Source organism: Wenzhouxiangella sp. 15190, assembly GCF_003417465.1.
Lineage (GTDB): Bacteria > Pseudomonadota > Gammaproteobacteria > Xanthomonadales > Wenzhouxiangellaceae > Wenzhouxiangella.
This window is the reverse complement of record NZ_QVMV01000049.1, coordinates 13,738-36,470: the sequence shown is the minus strand read 5'-3', so window position 1 is coordinate 36,470 and position 22,733 is coordinate 13,738. Positions and strand designations below refer to the sequence as shown.

Sequence of the window (22,733 nt, the reverse complement as noted above, 5' to 3'; positions counted from 1 at the left end):
TCCAAGAAGAAGGCCTCCAAGAAGAAGGCCTCCAAGAAGAAGGCTTCCAAGAAGAAGGCTTCCAAGAAGAAGGCTTCCCGGAAGGCGGCTGCCATTGACGGCGACATGGCCCAGGTGCTTTCTGCCGCCGATCAGCTGCGTGACGCACTTTATGATCTTGCCAGTCATCAGATCAACCAGCGCCGTGCGTTGGTCGAAGAACTCCGGACTGCCGCACGTTCCGGTTTTTCCGAAGTCGAGTCAGCGGCACGCAAGACGCTCAATCGCCTGACCGGCAAATCTTGAGCGAGAAGGGAACTTCCCCGGGGGTGGCGACCGCCACCCCCGATTCCCATCCTCCGGCCGACCATGATCGGCTGATCGACACCTTTCTCGATGCGCTCTGGGCCGAGCGTGGCATTGCGCCCGCGACCGCGGACGCTTACCACAACGACCTCAAGCACTTTCTGGCTCGCGTCAATCGCCCGATCGTGCAGATTTCCCGTACCGAGGTTCTCGAGTTTCTTGCCGACCGCATGCGCTCCGGCGCAAACACCAGCAGCGTCGTTCGCCAGCTCTCCTGCTTGCGCCAGTTTTTCGCCTGGGCGTCGCGCGAGCGCCGAATTGCCCGGGATCCCATGCTCGATCTCGATGGGCCGAAGCGCCCGCGTGCGTTGCCCGGGACACTGACCGCAAGCGAGGTGGAAGCGCTGCTGGCTGTGCCGGACGGCGACCGGCCGCTCGACGTGCGAGACAGGGCGGTACTGGAGACCCTGTATGCAACGGGAATGCGGGTCTCGGAGCTTGTCGGGCTGACCCTGTCACGCATGAATCTGGGCCAAGGTGTCGTGCGGGTGGTTGGAAAAGGCGGGCGCGAACGGCTGGTGCCGCTGGGCGAAACGGCCTGTGGTGCCGTTCAGCACTGGCTTGCGGTTCGCTCGGCGCTTCGTCCACAGGGCGACTGGGTATTCGTATCGAAAAGCGGCCGGGCGCTGTCACGCCAGGCGATCTGGGCGCGTATTCGCCAGCTCGCCCTGAGAGCCGGAATCCGGCAGCCGGTGCATCCCCATCGCCTGCGTCATTCGTTCGCAACTCACCTGCTCGACAACGGCGCGGATCTGCGTGTGGTGCAGATGTTGCTCGGCCATGCGGACCTGGCGACCACGCAAATCTATACGCATGTCTCGCGAGCGCGGTTGAAGTCCCTGCACGAGCGCCACCACCCACGTGGCTGACTCTGTAATGGCCAGGATCATGGTGCGAACTTGTTGGCCTTCTCGTGATCCAACCAGGCATGCGACAGTCCGCTATCATTGCGCGATAGCGATTGAAGCCTGACTGAAATGTTTTCCAAGGAGTATCGGATGAAAATCTTGACGGGACTCGTAGTAGCCCTGGGCATCACCCTGACCGGACTGGTTGCGGCCGCCGACGAGCAGGCGATCGAAGAACGCGTGCGCACCTTGGTGCCGGAACTGGAAACGTTCGCGATTGCGGAAACCCCTATGCCGGGGGTAATGGAAGTACAGCTCAACAACGAAATTGTCTACATGAGCGAAAGCGGCCGCTACCTGATGCAGGGCCGGTTGATCGATCTGGAAACCCAGAAGGATCTCACGGATGCCGCCAAGACGGTCCTGCGCCGGAACCAGTTGGCCGATCTCGACGCGTCGGACATGGTGTCATTCGGCCCGGAAGATGCCGACTATGAGCTGATGGTTTTCACCGATACCAGCTGTGGCTATTGCCGCCGCCTGCACGAACAAATCTACGACTATGTCAACGAGGGTATCCGAATCAATTACCTGGCTTTCCCGCGCGCCGGCGCGGATTCGGAAACCTACGACACCATGGTGTCGGTCTGGTGCGCCGAGGATCGTCAGGGCGCGATGACCACCGCCAAGTCAGGCAGCCAGCCTCCCGAAGCCAAGTGCGAAAATCCGGTCGAAGAACAGTACCAGCTCGGCCGCGCACTCGGTGTGACCGGTACACCCTCGATGGTCACGCCCGACGGCAACATGATTCCCGGTTATGTTCCGCCCGAGCAGCTGCGCCAGCGGCTGGAATCCCTCTCGCAGGCCGAGACTCCGGACGATTGATAACGCCTGCCCGGGCCGCATGACCGGTCCGGGCATTACAGTGGGCCCAGTGCCCTATAATGGCGCGCTGACTTGAGCGTTCTTGCGGGGTCTCGCATGATTGTCCTCCTCGGCAGGGACTCCCTGCCGCCGTTTCGTTTATCCCAACTTGCCGGTGAACTGTCCGCACTGCAGGGACGTGAGATTCGACTGCGGGCGCGCGAGTTGTTCCTGATCGATGCAGACAGCCTGCCGTCCGAACCGCAGCGCCATCGCTTGCTGTCCCTGTTGTCGGCCGAACCGCTCGACCGCGACAGGCTTTCGGCCCGCCAGCTGCTGGTCGTGCCCCGTCCCGGCACGGTGACCCCCTGGGCGAGCAAGGCCGTCGACATTCTCAGGCGCTGTGATCTGGCCACCTTCTCGCGCCTGGAGCACGCGACCCTTTTCGAGTTCGAGGGCATCAACGCCGAAGAGCTTGCGCCCGCCGCCAGGCAGCGCCTGCACGATCGCATGACGCAGGTGGTGCTCGATCGGCTGGATGCGCTGCAGGGCTGGTTCGCTGAGCGTGCTTTCGCCCCGTTGGGCGTGATGCAGCTCGGTGCCGACGCCGCTTCCACCCTGTCGGCGTACAACCGCGAACTCGGCCTGGCGCTGAGCGACGATGAAATCGACTACCTGGTCGATGCCTACGGTCGCATGGGCCGTGATCCCAGCGACGCCGAGCTGATGATGTTCGCCCAGGCCAACTCCGAGCACTGCCGCCACAAGATCTTCAATGCCAGCTGGCGCGTCGACGGGAAATCCGTCGACGGGACGCTGTTCGGCCTGATTCGCAGCACCCATGCGGCCACGCCGGACGGCACCCTGGTCGCCTACGACGACAACGCCGCGGTCATCGAAGGCTTCGAGGTCGAAATCCTGTCCACCGCGCCGCAGCGTCCCGCGTATGTCCATCAACCCGGCCGCGCCCATATCCAGATCAAGGTGGAGACGCACAACCATCCCACCGCCATTTCGCCCGACCCCGGTGCGGCAACGGGATCGGGGGGTGAGATTCGCGACGAGTCGGCCACCGGCCGCGGCGCGCGCCCGATCGCGGCCCTTTGCGGATTTTCCGTCTCCGACCTGCACATCCCCGACTGGGCGCAGCCCTGGGAGACGGCGCCGGCGCAGCCCGACCGCATGGCCTCGGCGCTGGAAATCATGCGCGACGGCCCGATCGGTGCTGCACGCTTCAACAATGAATTCGGCCGCCCGGCCCTGCTGGGGTATTTCCGTACTTTCAGTGAACGCATCGGTGAGCGCCTGTGGGGTTACCACAAACCCATCATGATCGCCGGCGGCAGCGGCATGATCGCCGATGGACAGACGCACAAGAAGCCGCTGGCCGCCGGCGACCGCATCATCGTGCTCGGTGGGCCGGCAATGCTGATCGGCCTGGGCGGCGGTGCGGCCTCGTCGATGAGTTCCGGGCAATCCGACGCCGACCTGGATTTCGCCTCGGTGCAGCGCCCCAATCCGGAAATACAGCGGCGCGCCCAGGAGGTGATCGACCGCTGCTGGCTGCAGGGCGAGAACAACCCGATCAAGTCGATTCACGACGTCGGCGCCGGCGGCCTGTCCAACGCACTGCCGGAATTGCTGCACGATGGTGGGGTCGGCGGGTGCCTCGAGCTTCGCTCGATTCCCACCAATGATCCTGCACTCTCGCCGATGGAGCTGTGGTGCAACGAAGCCCAGGAGCGTTACGTCCTGGCCGTCGCGCCCGGAGATCTTGATCGTTTCGCAGCGCTGTGCGAGCGCGAACGTTGCCCCTGGGCCGACCTGGGCGAGGCCACCGACGACGGACAACTCCTGCTGGCCGATCGGCTGGGTGAGCGAGCGGCCGTCGACATGTCGCTGGAGGTGCTGCTCGGCAAGGCGCCGCGCATGCATCGCGATGCGATCACCGAGCGTATTGCGCCGGAAACCGGGGTGCTCGAAGGCGTCACGCTGGACCAGGCGGCCGACCGCGTATTGGCACTGCCGTCGGTTGGCAGCAAGCAGTTCCTGATCACCATCGGCGATCGCAGCGTCGGCGGGTTGAGCGTGCGCGACCAGATGGTCGGCCCGCACCAGGTGCCGGTCGCCGACTGTGCCATCTCCCTGCTCGATTACACCGGATACGCCGGTACGGCGATGGCCATGGGCGAGCGCACGCCGCTGGCCGTCCACGATTCGGCCGCCGCCGCGCGAGTCGCCGTGGGCGAGGTGCTGACCAACCTGGCCGGGGTCGTCGTGCGCGATCGGGCCCACATCAAGCTGTCGGCCAACTGGATGGCGGCCGCGGGCGCGCCGGGACAGGACGCGGCGCTGCGCGAAGCCGTCGAGGCCGTTGCTGCGCTCTGCCCGGAACTGAACCTGTCCATTCCCGTGGGCAAGGACTCGCTGTCGATGCAGACTGTCTGGCATGACGGCGACGAGGAACGGCGAATGATCGCGCCGGTGTCGCTGATCGTATCCGGCTTCGCCCCGGTACCCGACGTCCGCCGGCATCTCACGCCCGAACTGCGCGACAACGTGGACAGCCGTCTCGTGCTGATCGATCTTGGTCACCGACGCCTCGGTGGCTCGGCCCTGGCCCAGGTTTACTCGCGGCAGCTGGGCGAGGTGCCCGACGTGGACGACGTCGATGCACTCAAGTCGGCCTTCGAGGCCGTCCAGAAACTCGTTGCCGACGAAAGCATCCTCGCCTGCCACGATCGCTCCGACGGCGGCCTGTTCACCACCGTTCTGGAAATGGCGCTGGCCGGCCGCTGCGGTCTGCGGCTGGAGCTGGGCCCGGACGAGGGCGATCCGATGGCCGCTCTGTTCAACGAGGAGCTGGGGCTGGTGATGCAGGTGGCTGTCGACGACCTGCCGGATGTCGAGTCCGAGCTGGCCCGGGCCGGATTGGGTGAAAAGACCTCGATCATCGGCGAAGTCGTCGACGGGCATCGGTTCGAGATTTTCGCCGGCGATCGGGAAGTCTTTCGGCGCGACCTGCCGGACCTGGCCCGGCGCTGGGCCGAGACCAGTTATCGCATGCAGCGCCTGCGCGATCATCCCGAATGTGCCGACGAGGAATTCGAGGCGATCGGCGATTTCACGCGCCCCGGCCTGGTTCCGAAGTTGATTTTCGAGCCGCCGGCGAGTGTCTCCGTCAATACCGGGGCCCGGCCGCGCGTGGCCATCCTGCGCGAGCAGGGCGTCAACGGCCAGCGCGAGATGGCGCAGGCGTTCATATCGGCCGGTTTCGAAGCGGTCGACGTCCACATGAGCGATCTCGAGGCGGGGCGCCAAAAACTGGCCGATTTCCACGGGCTGGCCGCCTGCGGCGGTTTTTCCTTCGGCGACGTACTCGGCGCAGGGCAGGGATGGGCGCGTTCCATTCTCTTCAATCACGCACTTCGCGATGCCTTCCAGGCCTTCTTCGAAGACCCCGGGTGTTTCGCCCTGGGCGTGTGCAATGGCTGCCAGATGCTCTCGGCGCTGCGTGAGATCATCCCCGGCTCGGAGGCATGGCCGGACTTCGTGGTCAACCGGTCCCGGCAGTTCGAGGCCCGGCTGAGCCAGGTTGCGATCGAGGAAAGTCCTTCGCTGTTTTTCTCCGGCATGGCCGGATCGCGGTTGCCGGTGGTCTCCTCGCACGGCGAAGGTCGGGCGCAGTTCAGCGAGGGCCCCGTGGCCGATTTACCGGTTGCCGTCCGTTATGTGAAAGAGAATGGCGCGCCGGCGATCAGCTATCCCGACAATCCCAACGGTTCGCCCGACGGCATCACGGGTCTGAGCAGTGCGACCGGACGGGTCACGATCATGATGCCGCATCCCGAGCGGCTGCTGCGCGCGGTCAACTATTCCTGGGCCCCGCGCGAATGGGGCGAACTTTCCCCCTGGATGAAGATGTTCCACAATGCAAGGCTGTGGCTGGAGTGAATCGAAAGCGATGAGCGAACGGGAGCCCGAGCGCGTCGAGGAAACCGGGGCGGAAGAAACGTCTTCCGGCAACCCGGTCAAGGAGATGTTCCTGCTGGCTGCGCTTTACCTGCCACTGGGGTTTTTCCTCTGGTTCTTCCTGGCCAGTGGGTTGATGTATCCGGCCTCGCGGTTGGTGGAATGGCTGCTGACCGGCTTCTATCCCGACCTGTTCGAACAGGTCGTACAGCTCGGCTTCCACTTCGAAGTACAGACACTGGTCGTCATGCCGCAACAGGTCGAAGGGCGGACTGCCGCGCTGAACCTGGACATCAACCCGATGATTTATGCCTGGGGACTGGCGCTGCTTTTCGGCCTGGTCATGGCCACACCCATGCGGGGGCTTCGCCGCCTCGTCCAGTTGATCGTCGGCTTCATTATCGTCACCCTTGTGACTTCCTGGGGCGTATTCTGGGAAGTCTGGCGCGACATGGCGTTTTTGATGGGTCCGGAGGCCGCCGCGGCGGTGCAATCGACCAATCTTTCGGCCACGACCATTGCCTTGTGTTATCAGCTGGGGTATCTGATGTTTCCGGGCGTGATACCCATCGCCGCCTGGATTCTCATGAATCGCCCCTTCATCGAGCAACTCGTACAAGGCCGGCTGCGCTGAACCGACACGGCCGTGAATTGTCTGTTTGAGACGTGATTATGGAAACCGAAGCACTTACCGCTACCGACGAAACCGAACTGCTTCCGAGCATCGGCGACCATCTCGAGGATCGGGCAGCCGACCTGTGCAAGCTGATGATCGAGCAGGATCGCCTGCGCGAGGAGGATCTCCAGCGCGCCAAGGCCTATCGGGAACAGCACGGTGGCAACCTGCTGACCCTGCTTGTTCGCCTGGGCCTGGTTTCAGAGCGCGACCTGGCCCGTGCCCAGTCCGAGCTGCTCGAGATTCCCATGGTCGGTGAAAAGGACTATCCGGAGTCCGGGCCGCGGATCGATTCGATTTCGGTGCGCTACATGAAACAGCAGCACCTGGTGCCGGTGCGGATCGACGACGACACCCTCGAAGTCGTCATGGCCGATCCCTGCGATGAGTTCGCCTTGCGCGCACTGGGCATGGCGACCGGCCGCGAGGTCAAGCCGCGGGTCGGTGTGACCTCCGAGATCGACAACACCATCGAGCGTTACTTCGGTGGCGGCAAGTCGGCCATGGGCCAGATCGCCGAGCACCTCGGCGGCGAGGGTGATGGCGGTGACGACGAGGAAGATGTCGAGCACCTGCGCGACCTGGCCTCCGAGGCACCGGTCATTCGCCTGGTCAACCTGCTCCTCCAGCGCGGGGTTGAATCGCGCGCTTCCGACATTCACATCGAACCGTTCGAGAACCGCCTGAAAGTACGCTATCGCATCGACGGCGTGCTGCAGGAGGTCGAGGCGCCGCCGGCGCGCTCGACCGCTGCGGTGATCTCGCGCGTGAAAATCATGGCTCGGCTGAACATCGCCGAGCGCCGCCTTCCGCAGGACGGTCGCATCATGCATCGCGTCGGCGGCAAGGAGCTCGACCTGCGTGTCTCGACCGTACCGACCGCGCACGGCGAGTCGGTGGTCATGCGTATTCTCGACCGAGAGGCCGTGGTGCTCGACTTCGGAAGTCTCGGTTTCGCCGAGGACGTGCGGGAGAACTTCATCCACGAGCTGGAAGTGCCGCACGGCATCATCCTTGTCACCGGCCCGACCGGGTCGGGCAAGACCACCACGCTCTACACTGCGCTCAGTCGTCTCAATACGCCCGAGCGCAAGATCATCACGGTCGAAGACCCGGTCGAATACCAGCTCGAGGGCGTCAACCAGATCCAGGCCAAGTCCTCCATTGGTCTCGACTTCGCCCGCGCGCTTCGCTCGATCGTGCGCCAGGACCCGGACGTGATCATGATCGGTGAGATGCGAGACCTCGAAACCGCCAAGATCGCCATCCAGTCGGCGCTGACCGGTCACCTGGTCCTTTCGACCCTGCATACCAACGACGCCGCCGGCGGCGTGACGCGAATGATCGACATGGGTGTGGAGGACTACCTGCTGACTTCCACGGTCAACGCCATCATGGCCCAGCGCCTGGTGCGACGCCTCGATCCCGAAACGATGGAAGCCTACGAGGTGCTGCCGGAGATGATCAAGGAGCTCGGTCTCGACGATCTGACCGACGAGCGGCCGATCAAGCTCTATCGCCCCGGCACTTCGGAAGCCAGCCCCACCGGCTACCGCGGCCGGACCGGCATCCACGAACTGCTGGTCCTGAGCGAGGAAATCCGCCGCATGGTCATGAAGCACGCCATCTCGACAGAGATCGAGAAGCAGGCACGTGCCGAGGGCATGCGCACCATGTACGAGGACGGCCTGATGAAGGCCCTGCAGGGGATTACCTCGGCGGAAGAAGTGCTTAGGGTGACGCAGGAAGCGTGACATCTGCGGCTGAGGTGCGGTGGACTTTTGCCGGCCTGGAGTCACTAGTGGTAAGTAAATAGAAAATAGTGAATAGAAAATAGATGCAGTCAGTGAGCGCCCCAAAAATTCAATTTATGCCTATCGAGGTAGCGCCGGTGGTGCAGTCGAAGTCACCCGTGCTAAACGGGACTGCCGGCTTTCTAATGCCGGTCTATTTTCTATTTTCTTTTTCCTATTCACTTTTTTCTATTTTCTATTTTCTAAACCTGCGCCGACCCGCACCGCGACTGCAGCCTTCGACAAGGCTCAACGAAGCCACCGCAATCTGATGCCACTTTTCGAGTACAAGGCGGTGACGCCGGCCGGCGAGACGATGACCGGCGAGATGGATGCGCCCAGCAAGGATCTGGTGATTGCCCATTTGCAGGAGTCGGGCAATATTCCCGTGTCGGCCAAGGAAGTGGGTTCGGGATTTCGGTTGTCGGCACTGTTTCGCGGGCGGCAGGGGCTCAAGCAGGCCGAAATCGGTGACCTGACCCAGCAGCTCGCGACCCTGCTCAGTGCCGGCCTGCCGCTTGATCGATCGCTCGGTATCCTGGGGGAGCTGGCCGAAAACGAGCGCGTGGAGAGCACGATCGATCGGATTCGCAACCGCGTGCGCGAGGGTGGCTCCCTTTCCGAGGCGCTGGAAGAGCGCCACGGCGTTTTTTCGCGCTTCTACATCAACATGGTTCGTGCGGGTGAGATCGGCGGTTCGCTCGATCAGACGCTCTCTCGCATGGCCGAGTACCTGGAACGCTCCAAGGAGCTCAAGGACTCGGTGATCTCGGCGATGGTCTACCCGGCGCTGCTGGTGGTGCTGGCTGTCGCTTCGCTGATTCTGCTGATGGGCTACGTCATTCCGCAGTTCACGCCCATGTTCGAGGAATTCGGCGGCGAGCTGCCGTTGCTCACACAGATTGTCATGGCGGTGGGTGCGGCGTTGCAGAATTACTGGTGGGCGATGCTCGGTGCCGTCTTGCTCGTCGTTTTGTGGTTCCGCGGCCAGATGCGACGGCCGGCCTCACGCCGACGCTGGGACTTGCGTTTCCTTCGGATGAAGGGCATCGGCGACGTGATCGCCAAGATCGAGACCGCGCGCCTGGCGCGCACGGCCGGCACGCTGCTCGTCAACGGCGTGCCGCTGCTGTCGGCACTTTCCATCGCCAAGAATGTCATGACCAATACGGTGCTCGGTGACGACGTGGCCGAGGCCGCCAAGCAGGTCAAGACCGGTACGCCCATGGCAAGGGCGCTGGCGGCCAACGACCATTTTCCGCGCCTGGCGCTGCAGATGGTCAACGTCGGCGAGGAAACCGGCAAACTCGACGACATGTTGCTCAAGGTTGCCGATACCTACGATCGCGAGGTGCGCACCACTATCGATCGCCTTATGGCGCTTTTGGTGCCGGCACTGACCCTGGGCCTGGCGGTGCTGATCGGCGTGATCGTGATGTCGGTGCTGATGGCCATTCTCAGTATCAATGAACTGGTGGCCTGAAGGCCGCGCTCGAGAAAGATTTCAGGAACATAATGCCCAAAGGGGCTGGAGGAAAACCAAGATGTACAAATCGCCCAATTCAGGTTTCTCCCTGATCGAACTGCTGGTGGTGCTCATCATTCTCGGCCTGATCGCCGGCCTGGTCGTGCCCAACATCATGCAGCGCGGTGAAGATGCCAAGCTTCGTGCCGCCGATGCCGAGGTGCAGCGTCTGTCGATGGCCGTTGACGAGTTCTACCTGGACAACGGTCGCCCGCCCGAGGAGCTGCGCGAACTGATCGAAAAGCCTGGCGATGCTACCAACTGGAACGGCCCTTACGTCAACGATTCCAACCTCAAGGATCCCTGGGATAACGCCTACCAGTATCGTTATCCGGGCGAACATCGCTCCTTCGATATCTGGTCGCATGGCGCAGACGGTTCGCCCGGTGGTGAAGGCGCGAACGCCGATATCAAGAGCTGGGATTGAGTTGACTAAAGGTTTCCGGTTTCCGGTTTCCGGTTTCAGGGTTCAGGTTACAGACCACGGACCACAGACTACGGAACACGGTTTTTCGCTGATCGAGCTGATGGTGGTGATGATGCTCGTCGCCATGTTGTTCGCCGTGGTCGGGGTTTCGGTCAGCCGCTCGATCGAGGGCGCCGAGATTCGTAACGCCTCGCGCGAAGTCGTCGCCGGCATCCGGCACACCCGCGGCCAGGCCATCATCCAGCGCCAGCAGCAGGTCTTTCACGTCGATGCCGATGCGAAGACCTGGACGGCGGCGGAGCGGGAACCGGTCGAGATTCCCGAAGGCCTGGATATCACCATCAATACCGCCCGTTCGGAGCTGACCGGCGAGAATGCCGGCGGTATCCGCTTCTACCCCGACGGCGCATCGACCGGCGGCAGCGTGGAATTGCTGGCCGGCGAGCGGACGTGGGAAGTGGAAGTGTCCTGGCTGACCGGCGAGGTCAGCATCAAGCGGGAGTCGGACGATGCTTGAGCGTCGGCCGATTCAGGGAGGTCCCGGATCTTCGCTTCGCTCGTCCGGGACGCCTTCGCGCCAGCGGTGGCGGCAAACTGACGGAGGTCCCGGATCGGGTTTCGGGTCGCGTGCGCGGGCCCGTCTGGAAGGTCCCGGATCGGGGTCCGGGACACCCTGTCGGCTACGCCGCCAGGGTGGCTTTACGTTGATCGAGGTGATGGCCGCGTTCATGGTTTTTGCCCTGCTGTTCGGCGTTGTGCTGCAGATCCTCTCGACCTCGGTGGGGAATACACGCATGTCCGGTGATTACACACAGGCGGCCCTGTGGGCCCAGTCCAAGCTGGATGTGCTGGGCCTGGAACAGATGATCGAACCCGGGGTGAGCCAGGGCCGTTTCAATGACGAATTTACCTGGACGATGGACGTCAGCGAGACGCAGGTCGTCGACGAACGGGGCCTCGATCTCCAGGAGGAGTTGCCCATCGCCCTCTATCACGTTGTCCTGACGGTGGAATGGGCCGAGGGGCGCCGGGAGGCGACCTTCGAGACCCTGCGCTCGGTGGATACTTATTGGGAAGAGCGGCAGCGACAGTCGGGCGGGGGAGGACGACAGTGAGCATCGGCCGGTTCTTCAAGCGCGACAAGCGTGCGTTGCGACAGTGTTCCGGGGGTTCCGGGTCGGCTTCGCGCCGGCGGTGGGAGCAAACTGAAGGAGGTCCCGGATCGGGGTCCGGGACAGCCTGCCGGCATGGTCTGGGAGGTCCCGGATCTTCGCTTCGCTCGTCCGGGACGCCTTCGCGAATGCGCGAAGGCGGCTTCACGCTGATTGAGGTGCTGCTGGCGATTGCGCTGGTGTCGATCATCATGGCCATGGCCTACGGCGGTTTTCGCGCCAGCGTGCGCGCGACCAGCTCCGGCGAGGAAGTCATCGAGCAGACCAATCGCCTGCGTGTGGTCCAGCAGTTCATGCGACGGCAGCTGATGCGGTCGCGCTCGCTCGTTATCGAGCAGTTCGAGGACGGCGAAACCGTGCGGTTCGAGGGTGAGCGTGAGCGGGTGCGATTCGTCTCGCCCATGCCCGGCTATCTCAGCTACGGCGGCCCGTACGTTCAGGAATTCCGGCTGGAGCGGGGGAGCGAGGGTCTCGAACTGGTTTATTACTACGCCATGCTCAACGGCTACGAGGACGGCGCACTGCGCGAGACCACCGACGGACGCGTCCTGATGGAAAACCTTGGCGGTGGCGAGTTCATTTTCCTCGACTTCGATCCGGAAACCGGCGAGACGTTCTGGACCGACTTCTGGGAAGAGCCTGATCGCCTTCCGCTGGCCGTGGGCGTGATGCTCGACCTCGATTCCGACCGCGGCCTGGTCTGGCCGGACCTGGTCGCGCCGGTCATGGTCGACAGCGGCAATTCACGTCGCACGCGCACCATCGAGCGCGCTCGCGACATGCTGAGGCCGGGTAATCGCGGCCGGAGGAGGAACCGATGATTGCCCGACCGGGAGTTCAGCGAGGGATCGCGCTCATCGTCGTGCTCTGGATTCTGGTGCTGCTGACCATCGTGGTCGGTACCTACGCCGTGCTGGCGCGTACCGAAAGCCTGCAGGCGCGATTTCTCCTCGACACGACGCGGGCGCGCTATGCGGCCGAGGCTGGAATCCATCGCGCGGCCTTCGAAATGCGCAATTCCGACGTGGAAACGCGCTGGGTGCCCGACGGGCGCCCCTATACCCTCGAATTCGGCGGCGCGGAAGTCGAAATCCGCATTACCGACGAATCGGGCAAGATGGACCTCAACAGCACCTCGGCGGAGGAGTTGTCGAATCTGTTCATGTCGCGTGGCATGGAAGAGACCGAAGCGTGGCACCTTGCCGACGCCATCGAGGACTGGCGCGACGAAGACGATCTGCCCCGGCTCTACGGCGCGGAATTGATCGAATACGAGTCCGCCGGATATCCTTACGGGCCGGCCAACGAGCCGTTCGCATCGGTCGACGAACTACAGCAGGTCATCGGCATGAGCTGGGATCTGTTTCGGGAGCTCGAACCGATGCTGACGGTCCATTCCAGGGGACGCATCAATCCGGCCTTCGCTTCCGCCGACGTTCTGGCGGCCGATCCGGAGATTACCGCCGAGGATGCGGCTGCCTTTGTCGAGGAACGGCGACAGTTCCACCCGCGCGACCAGCAGGCGCTTTTCCTGCCGAACGGACAGACGGTCAGCTTGCAAGGGGGTGGCCGGACCTTTAGCATTCGCTCGCGGGCGACGCTGGACTCGGGCACCTGGAACGAAGTACAGGCCACGATTGAACTCGGAGGCGACCAGCGCGGTCGACCCTTCCGTGTGCTGCGCTGGCGCGACAATGTCGAGGATCGATGAATCAGAGTGCCGTCAACGAATACTGGGGCAGCGTCGTTGCCCGCTACCGCGCCGGCCCGCTGCCCGGGTTTCTGAAATGGTGGCGCAGCGAGCTGGCCGGGCTGTTGCCGCAGTCGTTGCGCAGCCGCATGGTGCCGCCGCGACCGGTGCTGTGGCTGGTGCCCGAAGCCGAAAGCCGCACGTTCTCGGTCTGGACCGGGGGTGAATCGCCCGAAAAGCGCGATACCTTCGGTGCGAACGAGGACGCGGGCCTGCTGCGTGACCGATGGCAGGAGTTGATCAATGGTTTCGAGGACGGCCGGCCCGAAATCCGGCTGTGCCTGCCGGCCGAGGATATGCTTCACTGCCCGGTGGAACTGCCCCTGGCGGTGGAGGCCAACCTGGCCGAGTCGCTGCGCTACCAGCTCGATCAGGTCACGCCTTTCAGCGCCGACCAGGTCTATTTCGACTACGATATTTGCGAGCGCGATACTGATCGCAGCCTTCTGAAAGTCGAGTTGCGCCTGGCGATGCGCTCGCGCGTCGATGAACTGCTCGAGCGCCTGGCCGCTGTCGGCATTCGTCCCCACGCCGTCGACGCGCTCGGCGGGGACGCCGTACAGCCCGCCTGCGAAGGCTTCAACCTGTTGCCGCTGGCCGAGCGGCCGCGTCATGTCTATCGGCGCGCCCGCATTAACTGGCTGCTTGCCGGCGGTCTGGTATTGGTGCTGGCCCTCGTCATGGCCGAGTCGCTTTTTCTTCACCAGCGGACCGTCAATCGGCTCGAGAGCGAAGTCGAAGCCCTGCGTCAGGAAGCCGACGAAGTGCTTGCGCTGCAGACCGAGCTGCAGGATGCCCTGGCCGCGGCCAATTTCCTGGCCGAGCATCGCCGGCGCCAGCCGGTGAGCGTGCGGGTGCTCGACGAGATCACCCGGATTCTTCCCGACGACATCTGGCTGATGCAGTTGCGGATGCAGGGCGACGAGCTGATGCTGCAGGGGCTGGCCGATCAGGCGCAGCGTCTGATCGAGTTGATCAACGAATCCGAATTGCTGGGCGAGGCCGAATTCCGTGGCTCGGTCAGCATCGACCCGGGCAGCGGCCGCGAGCGCTTCAATGCGCGTGCCCGCATCGAAACGACAGGAGGCGAGCGTGCAGCTGCTGCCGGATCTGGAGAATAATCGTCCCCTGGCCGTCGGCCTGCTGGTGATCGTGCTGGTGGCGGTCTACTTCGTCGGGTTTCACTGGTTCGTGATGCGCCATCTGGAACTGGCCGACGAAGTCAACTCGCTGGAAGAGCGGGCTGCCCGGTTCAAGGCGGCCGTGGCCCGTCGTCCCGACCTGGAAGCCCGACTGGAGGAGTTGCAGTCCGATCGGCTCGACAGCGCGCTGTTTTTGCCCGAGTCCAACTTCAACGTCGCCGCGGCCGGTTTGACGCGGCGACTTCGGGATATCATTCAGCGTGAGGCCGACGATACCGAGCTGTGCCGCATCGAATCGACGACCAACCGTCCCGACGACGAACCGGAACGTTTCGAGCAGGTGACGGTCAATGTGCGCATGAATTGCCCCTTGCCGGATCTCACGCGCATCCTCTATCAAGTGGAAGACAATGTGCCGCTGATTTTCGTCGACAATCTGATCATCAACCAGCGAGTACCGGCTGATCGTGCAGGCCGGCGCGGCAGCAGGGGCTACGGTCTGCTGGACGTGCGTTTCGACATCTACGGTTTTCTGTCGCAACCCGTCGTGGAAGAGGACTGAGCGTGTTCGATCTGCAGCGCAATCTGCTCACGACCCTGCTGGTGGCCGGCACCGGTGTTCTGGTGCTTACCGGCGGCGGGCTGGCGCTGCTGATGGGTCGCCCGGACCTGGCGGCCATCGAGCCGCAGGGCAATACCGAAGCCGCGGATGCCGAAGTTGACGTACCGGATACGGGGCTGCAGGATTTCTCGGCCTACTCGGCCATCGTCGAGCGGCCGGTTTTTTTCTCCGACCGTCAACTGCCCGTAGTCGAATCGCCCGGGGAAGAAGAAGAGGTGGTGGTCGAGGAAGAACCGGAGACCGAGGAGATCAAGGACCTCGAGGCCGAAATCGCTGGCATCGTCATCACGCCGGACATGAAGCTGGCGATGGTGTCCGACAAGCAGGCCGACAAGACCTTCGTACTGCGCGAGGGCATGAACCTCGAAGGCGAGCAGGCGGCCTGGAAGCTGAATACGATCCAGCCGCGGCGGGTCAGTTTCGTTTCCGTTGATGGGCGCGAGACCGATCTCGAGCTCAAGGTCAATACCCAGGGCCTGGCTTCGGCGAGTGCCAGTAATCGGCAGCGAGAACAGGCGTCCCAGGCCGAGCCGGAGGGTGAGCAGGCGGCGCAGGAAACGGATCAACGCGAGGCTAGCGAGGAAGCACGGGCCCGGGCCGAGGAAATCCGACGCCGCGTCGCCGAGCGCCGGGCCCAGTTGAGGGCCGAGGCGGAGCGACGCGCGCAACAGCAACAACAACAGGACAACGATGGCTGAGCTAACCCGACAGAGCAACATTCGAAACCGGCCCGCGCTCGCGGCGCTGCTCCTGGCCAGTCTGACGCTGGCCGGTTGTGCGGCGATGGGTGAGCGGGATGACGACGACAGCGATACGCAACTGCGCCCCGGTGAAAGTGCCGTGGCGCCTGAAAAAAGCGAAGGCGACCGCGAGGGTATCCGACTGGGCACCGGCGAAGGCGAGGCGGATCCCGAGGCCCAGTTCGAAGAAAGCGAAACTTACTCCGGTACCGGCGTGTTCATCGACGATAGTGCGATCAAGCCGCGCGCGGAGTCGCCGGGCGAGGGCGGCGAAATCACGCTGAACTTCGAAGGGCAGGGCATCCAGGAGATCGTGCACGCGATCCTCGGGCAGATGTTCGAGGAAAATTACATCATCGCGCCGGGCGTGAGCGGGGAGGTCACTTTTTCCACGGCCAAGCCGATCAAACGAGACCAGGTCATGGACGTGCTCGAGATGCTGCTGCGCTGGAATGGGGCAACCCTGATCTGGCGCGAGGGCCAGTACCACGTGGTGCCCATCTCCAATGCGGTGGCCGGCAACCTGGTGCCGCGCATGGATTCGGCGGGCAATGCCCGGGGCTACGAAGTGATGGCCGTACCGCTGGAGTACATCTCCGCCAGCAAGATGGCCGAAATGCTCGAACCCTGGGTCAGGGAAGATGCCATTTTCAATGCCGACAACGCCCGCAACCTGCTTTTCCTGGCCGGCACCCAGTTCGAGCTGAGCAACTACCTGCAGATCATCGAATCCTTCGACGTCGATTGGCTGGAAGGCATGTCGGTGGGCATTTTCAATCTCGAGCGTATCGAGGTCGATGAGCTATTGCCCGAGCTTCAAGGCGTGTTCGGCGAGGAAGGGGAAACGCCCCTGGCCGGCATGTTCCGATTCATGCCGCTGCAGCGGCTCAACGCCGTCATGGTGATCACGCCCAACGAACACTACCTGGACGAGGCTGAAAAGTGGATCAGGCGGCTCGATCGCTCCAGTCCGGAGGGTGGATCCCGCCTGTATGTCTACCGTGTCAAGAACCTGGAGGCCGACGTGCTGGCCGGTTACCTGGGGGATTTGTTCGGCAGCGGTAGCGGCAGAAGCCGCTCGCGGGAATCGGGCGGTGGCCTGGCACCGGGGCTGGAACGGGCATCGGCCTCGAGCGTCAGCGATTTCCAGCAATCGCGGGCCGAGGGCGGGAGCGAAGGCAACGACAACAACGACAACCGCAACCGCAACACGGCCGGCGGCATGTCCCTGGGCGAGGAAGGGGATGTGCGCGTGACGGCCATCCAGGAGACCAATTCCCTGCTGATCCAGGCTTCGCCGAGCGAGTACGACGGCATTCTGTCGGCGATTGAGCGTCTCGACGAAGAGCCGTTGCAGGTCATGATCGAGGCGCAGGTCCTCATCGTCGACCTGACCGACGACCTGCAGTACGGCGTGAGCTGGTTCCTGGCCAACGGCTCCCCCGACGACAGCGTGCCGAGCCTGCCCGAGGGCTTCGCGCCCAGTCGGGACGCCAATGCCATTGGCTTCGGTGGCGGCAGAAATGTCCTGGGCACCATCACCCGCCGGGCCGTCGGCCGCAATTTCGTATCGGCAACCATCAACGCGCTGGAGTCGGTCTCGGACGTGCGCACGATTTCCTCGCCCAGCCTGATGGTTCGCAACAACTCCGACGCCACCATCAACGTCGGCCAGCAGATTCCGGTGCAGTCGACCAGTTTCATCGGCGGCTCCGGGGAGGGCAACCGATTCGGCAGCGTCCAGTACCTCAATACCGGGGTGATTCTCGAGGTGACGCCCCGCGTCAACCCGGGCGGCCTGGTCTACCTGCAGATCCGCCAGGAGGTCTCTTCGCCGGGCACGCCGGCTGGAGAAGGCTCCAACCCGCCGGTCGACACCCGGACCATCCAGACCGAAGTCGCGGTGCAGTCGGGCCAGACCATCATGCTCGGGGGGCTGATCGAGGAGCGGACGCGAGAATCCAAGTCCGGCGTGCCCGGGCTGCAGCGCATCCCGGTGCTGGGCGGCCTGTTCCGCAGCACCACCGACAACCTCACCCGAACCGAGACGCTGGTGATGATTACGCCCACCGTCGTGGAGTCCACTAACCAGCTCAAGCGCGTCTCCGACGAGGTGCGCGGCCAGTTCGAGGCGCTCAAGCCGATGCGCGGGCGCAAAAATTGATATTTCTTATTGATTTCAACCTTTTATGAAAAAGGAGCAACGCCTTGAAGATCCGAACAAGCACCATTTTTCTCGCCCTCGTCTCGGCGGCGCTGCTGTTGTCCGGGTGCCAGTCCGGCGAGGACACCTCGTCGCAGCCGCAAAGCGTCGAGGAGCGGGCCCAGGCGCGGTGGGACCATATGATCGCCCGCGAGTTTGCCGAGGCCTGGAGCTACTACACGCCGGGCTTTCGCGAGACCACATCCGCCGAGGAGTTCGCCACGACCGTGCGAAAGCGGCCCGTTCGCTGGGAGGACGCCACGGTGGTGGCGCGCGACTGCGAGGGTGATCGCTGCGAAGTGGTCGTGGAAGTCAGCTACAGCGTGCCACAAGCGCCCGCGGGCCTGAATAACGTGCGCGGGAAGCGGGAGTTGACCGAGACTTGGATCCGTACCCAGGAACAGTGGTGGTACTCCGACTCCGGGTGATTGCTTTACACGACAGGATGAATTAGCATAGAATTGCACACGCTGGGATAGGCCCGCAAAAACGGGCTATCTCGCTTGTGTTTACACAGAGCCCTGTGTCCAACAACTTTAGGAGTGTTGTAATGAAAAGAAATACCTTGACGACCGCAGTACTGGCAGGTCTGACGGGTGTGGCGGGCATGGCCAGCGTGGCCAATGCCGTAAACGTCAACCCGGACGGACTCGGTCAGGTCCTGCTGTATCCGTACTATTCTGCCCGCGGCGGCAACGACACGCTGATCTCGATCGTCAATACGACCGATGACGCCAAGGCTGTCAAAGTCCGTTTCATCGAGGCCCTGAACTCGCGCGAAGTGCTCGACTTCAACCTCTACCTGTCTCCGTTCGACGTTTGGACGGCCGGTATCACGGCCGACGGCGACGGTGCCAAGATGGTGACCCGCGACACGTCTTGCACCGTGCCGTACTTCCAGGGTGGAACCCCTGGTGACGTCGGTGAGCAGGAGTTCCTGAACTTCCAGTACGCAGCTCAGACTAGTGCTGACGACCGTTTCGACGGTGGTCCCAGCGGTTTGGAGCGTACACAGTCCGGCTATGTCGAAATGATCGAAATGGGTACCATCAACGCTACCAGTGACACATTTGCCGATGTCAAGCACGTTGATGGCGTGCCGGGTGGCGACCCCGCGACAGCCTGTGACCTCGTCCAGGAGCAGTGGGTTCCTGATGAGGGTGTCTGGGACGCTACGGATGAGTTCACAGACATGAGGTCGGACGGGGTCCGGATTCCGGCTAGCGGCGGTCTGTTCGGCGCTGGATCCATTATCAATGTGGCCGACGGCACGATGTTTTCCTATAACGCGACCGCGATTGATGGATTCTGGACCGATGCTGCCGATCACACCGATCCGGGCAACCTGGACCCGAATCTCGGTGGTGGCACCAGTTCCGAGGCCTTTGTTTTCAGTGGCGGTAACCTCGAAACCCTGGATTATACGGGTATCGATACCATCTCTGCCGTCAATGCTGTGCTTTCCCTCGAAACCTTGATGAACGAGTATGCCATTGAACCTGACGTGGGCGGCCGTACCGAGTGGGTGCTGACTTTCCCGACCAAGCGCTTCCACACCGACGCTGCACCGGGTGGTTTCCTGGGTGCTACGGACGAGGCTGATCCCCCGTTCACCGAAACCTGGACCCGGGTGAATGGCGTCGCTGATCCGGCCTGTGAAACGCAGGACTTCGATGTCTGGAACCGTGAGGAAGGTGAACCGATCGATGAGCCGGACGATATCATCGTCTCGCCGAAACCGCCGGCAACCGAACGGCCAACCTTCGATCTCTGCCGCGAAGCCAACGTGATTCGCTTCGCCAACGACGGTAGCCTGCCGGCCAGCACGGAGATCCTCAAGGAACCGAGTCGTGAAGACACCTTCCCGGATCTGGGTTACGTCAATTTCGATCTGCCCGAAGCCTTCCTCAACGGATGGGTTCGCTTTGACTTTGGCGATTTCCAGGCTGAAGCGGACAATAACGGCATGATCGTGGAAGGTCTTCCGGTCATTGGATTCCAGGCCAGCACCTCCACCTTTGGTGCGTTGCCGACTGGCGATGGAGATACCGTCCTGTCGAACTACGGCGGTTCCTTCAACCATCATGGAAGCCGTAGCATCGTCGCGTCCGATTAAGCTCGGACTCGATATGTTTGGCGAAAAAAGAGCCACCCACCGGGTGGCTCTTTTTTTAGGGGAGCCGCTGCCAAATATGAATTGTAATAGTCTGGCGTCTTCATCTATAAGGAAGGGCCGAACTCGAGGTGGACGCTCGGTGGAGGAATGATGTCGCAATGGTGCTGACAATTCATGTTGGCGCAAGAAGAGTGAGCGACATCCGACAAGAAACTGGTAACCGTCGTGTTCAGATGTCGATGTGCTGGCCGGCGGTCTTGCGTTGTTACGAATTCCCGCCGCCGGGTAGGCGACGTGCATCACACTTCGCAGCGCTAAGCGCGAGACGCATTGCCCCTCTTATCCTTTATTAATATTAATCTGCAATTTCTATAATGAATAATCTGTCAAACTGGAACTTTCCTGTACTACAATTGCCTACTAGACAATTGGCCTGTTAGGCGAATTTGCGCCATGCAGCAACTCGGAGAGGTTGAATACGTTTCATGAATACCATGAGCCGCCTGTTAACGATAAATTGCACGATTTTTTGTCTGCTTGTTTTGAGTTTCTCGGTCTCGGCCGAAGACAGAACTATTACCCTTGAAACCGCTGATGGGCCAATAGAGATTCCCCTTAAGGCATCCACGTCGTTGGAACTGCTGGCGACAGGCCAGCTCCGGGCGACTGCGAAAGACGACTTTGTATGCAGCGCATGCGATGACGTTCAAGTGTCCATGGCCCCCGTTGATGGCGGGTCGTTCAGCGTCAGCCCCGATCCCGTCTCCGAAAATGGTGATGTGACCTTTACCTGGAACTCAAAAGGTGCCTGGAACTGCGAGGGCGGAAACTTGGCAGGTACCGACTGGCAAGACTATGCCGGTGGTCCAGAAGGCAGTGCGTCGATCAGTGTCGCGGGTCTTTCAACGGAAGAAGTTCACAAACCGAGTATAAAATGCTGCAATGGACCAAACTGTGACTCTGTTAGCACCACCTTTGAGGTTGATAAAGAAGCTGAGGCGGAACCGGTACCCGAGGGATGTTCGGGTCGCACTCCTGCCGGAATGAATCGGGCAGTTTCCCACTGTGATTGGGACAACCAGGGCTCCGCCGATTGCCAATCCTGGAAGGGGTTCTTTGGAAGAGAATTTGGTTCGACGAAGTCAACGCAAACCAATTTCTATCAGCGGCCGAACGAATATCTGGCGCTTAAGTTCAACTCCGGTGATTACCCGCTTGATGTATACGGTAGATTTAGCACCGAAACCCCGCAATATGGGGTGGAAACTGGAGAATTGCTGTGGACTATTTCTAAGTGCCCGGGCGACTTTGATGCCAAGGCAATTGCTTCAGAAATGGAGAATACTTGCTACCGCACGGGTGATGCTAGTGAAGTGATGTGGTGGCAGGGAGAGAACGTGAATTACTCCAGCATGTGCACCTTGAAGCAGAACTCGACCTATTACCTCAATATCTTGTATACAGATTCAGAAGCGGGAACTGCACCTGATAAGTTGAACTGGGCGTGCGCCGGTGATCCTGAACAAACTTGCGGCCGAGCCATCACTATTAAGGATCAATAAAAGGGTAAAGTAGATCTCAATGCGACTTACTTACAAATGTTTTATTCTGGCACTTGGTCTGTCCCTGGGCAATGCCGGTTATGCAGACTCACTTTTGAGCTTCAGTGTTGAACAGCAGGGCGATATACTGGCGCAAGCGGGTCCGGCAGTCGTTACACAAAGGGATTTCGATGCCTATATGACCCAAATTCCGGAAACGGACCATGTGGCGTTCCTGAATAGTCCGGCCCGGGTTGAAAAGGCACTCACACAATTAATGCTCGTACGTCAGTATATGGTCGAAGCCACTCGGACCGGGCTGTTGGACGACCCGCTCCACCAGGCCCTGTTATTGCAGACTGCCTCCGTTTTGACGGCGGAACGCATGACCGAGCAGTATATCGATGAGAATACGCTGGATGACTATAGCGATCAGGCCCACGAAATGTACCTGGCGAATCCTGAGCGTTTCCGTGAACCCGAAACCCTTGATTTCAGTCATTTACTGGTAAAGAGGGATCCCGACGATGATCAGATTAAGCTCATGGAGCTTATGCTTGAGTTGAATGAAAGGCTGAAAGACGGGGCTGACCTGGATGAACTGATTGCTCGGTATTCGGAAGATCCGCGCGTCGAAGAAAATCGGGGACGCTACGAACACGTTGAACCGGACCAGCTTGAGCGAAGCGTGCGGCGTCAACTGGAACGGCTGGAGCCCGGCGAGAGATCCCAGCCATTTCCCTCCGCACTTGGATGGCATATCGTTCGACTTGATGCCAGGAATGAAGGTCGAATTCCCGAATGGGACGAAGTTCGTGATGCAGCAACAGAGCAAGCCCGCAATGAGCACCGGGCAAAGTTGAATGATCGGTTTCGCTCTCGGCTGGCCGGGTCGCATTCAATGCAACTCCCGGAAGGTGCCGTAAGAGAGTTGCTAGAACGTTACAATGTCGACTGGACGCGTGACCATGAGACCCTCGCGACCGAAGACTAATTG

The 22,733-nt window shown here is 61.9% G+C and carries 20 protein-coding genes; all 20 read left to right on the top strand.

Annotated features, from left to right (window positions below; genetic code table 11):
* A partial coding sequence (locus DZK26_RS12400; protein ID WP_181918484.1) for a hypothetical protein occupies positions 1 to 285 on the top strand: 285 nt, incomplete at its 5' end.
* Between the two features lie 23 nt (positions 286 to 308).
* Complete coding sequence (gene xerD, locus DZK26_RS12395; RefSeq protein WP_116899126.1) at positions 309 to 1,214, top strand: site-specific tyrosine recombinase XerD; 906 nt, start codon at positions 309 to 311, stop codon at positions 1,212 to 1,214.
* Between the two features lie 129 nt (positions 1,215 to 1,343).
* The gene (locus tag DZK26_RS12390; RefSeq protein ID WP_181918483.1) at positions 1,344 to 2,078 is read left to right on the top strand and encodes a DsbC family protein; all 735 of its coding nucleotides are present in this window, start codon (positions 1,344 to 1,346) and stop codon (positions 2,076 to 2,078) included.
* A 96-nt stretch (positions 2,079 to 2,174) separates the two neighbouring features.
* Complete coding sequence (gene purL / locus DZK26_RS12385) at positions 2,175 to 6,011, top strand: phosphoribosylformylglycinamidine synthase (protein WP_116899124.1); 3,837 nt, start codon at positions 2,175 to 2,177, stop codon at positions 6,009 to 6,011.
* Between the two features lie 10 nt (positions 6,012 to 6,021).
* Positions 6,022 to 6,663, top strand: coding sequence for an exosortase H-associated membrane protein (locus DZK26_RS12380; protein ID WP_116899123.1), 642 nt, complete (start codon positions 6,022 to 6,024; stop codon positions 6,661 to 6,663).
* Between the two features lie 38 nt (positions 6,664 to 6,701).
* Positions 6,702 to 8,459, top strand: coding sequence for a type II secretion system ATPase GspE (gene gspE / locus DZK26_RS12375; protein ID WP_116899122.1), 1,758 nt, complete (start codon positions 6,702 to 6,704; stop codon positions 8,457 to 8,459).
* Between the two features lie 310 nt (positions 8,460 to 8,769).
* Complete coding sequence (locus DZK26_RS12370; RefSeq protein WP_116899121.1) at positions 8,770 to 9,981, top strand: type II secretion system F family protein; 1,212 nt, start codon at positions 8,770 to 8,772, stop codon at positions 9,979 to 9,981.
* Positions 9,982 to 10,042: 61 nt separating this feature from the next.
* On the top strand, positions 10,043 to 10,450 hold the full coding sequence (gspG, locus tag DZK26_RS12365) for a type II secretion system major pseudopilin GspG (protein ID WP_116899120.1): 408 nt from the start codon (positions 10,043 to 10,045) through the stop codon (positions 10,448 to 10,450).
* Between the two features lies 1 nt (position 10,451).
* Positions 10,452 to 10,967 (top strand): GspH/FimT family pseudopilin, encoded by a 516-nt coding sequence (locus DZK26_RS12360; protein ID WP_181918482.1) that lies wholly within the window; start codon positions 10,452 to 10,454, stop codon positions 10,965 to 10,967.
* Positions 10,960 to 11,565 carry a prepilin-type N-terminal cleavage/methylation domain-containing protein gene (locus DZK26_RS12355; protein ID WP_116899118.1) on the top strand — a complete coding sequence of 202 codons (606 nt, stop codon included), beginning with the start codon at positions 10,960 to 10,962 and terminating at the stop codon, positions 11,563 to 11,565. Before DZK26_RS12360 ends, DZK26_RS12355 begins: the two co-directional genes overlap by 8 nt.
* 185 nt (positions 11,566 to 11,750) lie before the next feature.
* Complete coding sequence (locus DZK26_RS12350) at positions 11,751 to 12,443, top strand: prepilin-type N-terminal cleavage/methylation domain-containing protein (RefSeq protein WP_181918480.1); 693 nt, start codon at positions 11,751 to 11,753, stop codon at positions 12,441 to 12,443.
* Complete coding sequence (locus tag DZK26_RS12345) at positions 12,440 to 13,333, top strand: general secretion pathway protein GspK (RefSeq protein ID WP_116899116.1); 894 nt, start codon at positions 12,440 to 12,442, stop codon at positions 13,331 to 13,333. The genes DZK26_RS12350 and DZK26_RS12345 overlap by 4 nt, the downstream gene beginning before the upstream one ends.
* The gene (locus DZK26_RS12340; protein WP_116899115.1) at positions 13,330 to 14,493 is read left to right on the top strand and encodes a PilN domain-containing protein; all 1,164 of its coding nucleotides are present in this window, start codon (positions 13,330 to 13,332) and stop codon (positions 14,491 to 14,493) included. Before DZK26_RS12345 ends, DZK26_RS12340 begins: the two co-directional genes overlap by 4 nt.
* Positions 14,465 to 15,076, top strand: coding sequence for a type II secretion system protein GspM (gene gspM, locus DZK26_RS12335; RefSeq protein ID WP_181918479.1), 612 nt, complete (start codon positions 14,465 to 14,467; stop codon positions 15,074 to 15,076). Before DZK26_RS12340 ends, gspM begins: the two co-directional genes overlap by 29 nt.
* Positions 15,077 to 15,078: 2 nt before the next feature.
* A complete protein-coding gene (locus DZK26_RS12330; RefSeq protein ID WP_116899113.1) occupies positions 15,079 to 15,834 on the top strand; it encodes a hypothetical protein in 756 nt (251 codons plus the stop codon).
* Positions 15,827 to 18,040: a type II secretion system secretin GspD gene (gspD, locus tag DZK26_RS12325; RefSeq protein WP_116899112.1), complete on the top strand. Its 2,214-nt coding sequence runs from the start codon at positions 15,827 to 15,829 to the stop codon at positions 18,038 to 18,040. The genes DZK26_RS12330 and gspD overlap by 8 nt, the downstream gene beginning before the upstream one ends.
* A gap of 44 nt (positions 18,041 to 18,084) precedes the next feature.
* A complete protein-coding gene (locus DZK26_RS12320; protein WP_116899111.1) occupies positions 18,085 to 18,507 on the top strand; it encodes a hypothetical protein in 423 nt (140 codons plus the stop codon).
* 122 nt (positions 18,508 to 18,629) lie between these two features.
* Complete coding sequence (locus tag DZK26_RS12315; RefSeq protein WP_147306714.1) at positions 18,630 to 20,195, top strand: hypothetical protein; 1,566 nt, start codon at positions 18,630 to 18,632, stop codon at positions 20,193 to 20,195.
* A gap of 485 nt (positions 20,196 to 20,680) precedes the next feature.
* The gene (locus DZK26_RS14200; RefSeq protein ID WP_147306713.1) at positions 20,681 to 21,757 is read left to right on the top strand and encodes a hypothetical protein; all 1,077 of its coding nucleotides are present in this window, start codon (positions 20,681 to 20,683) and stop codon (positions 21,755 to 21,757) included.
* 19 nt (positions 21,758 to 21,776) lie between these two features.
* On the top strand, positions 21,777 to 22,730 hold the full coding sequence (locus DZK26_RS12310; RefSeq protein WP_116899109.1) for a peptidylprolyl isomerase: 954 nt from the start codon (positions 21,777 to 21,779) through the stop codon (positions 22,728 to 22,730).
* The last annotated feature ends 3 nt before the right edge of the window (positions 22,731 to 22,733 follow it).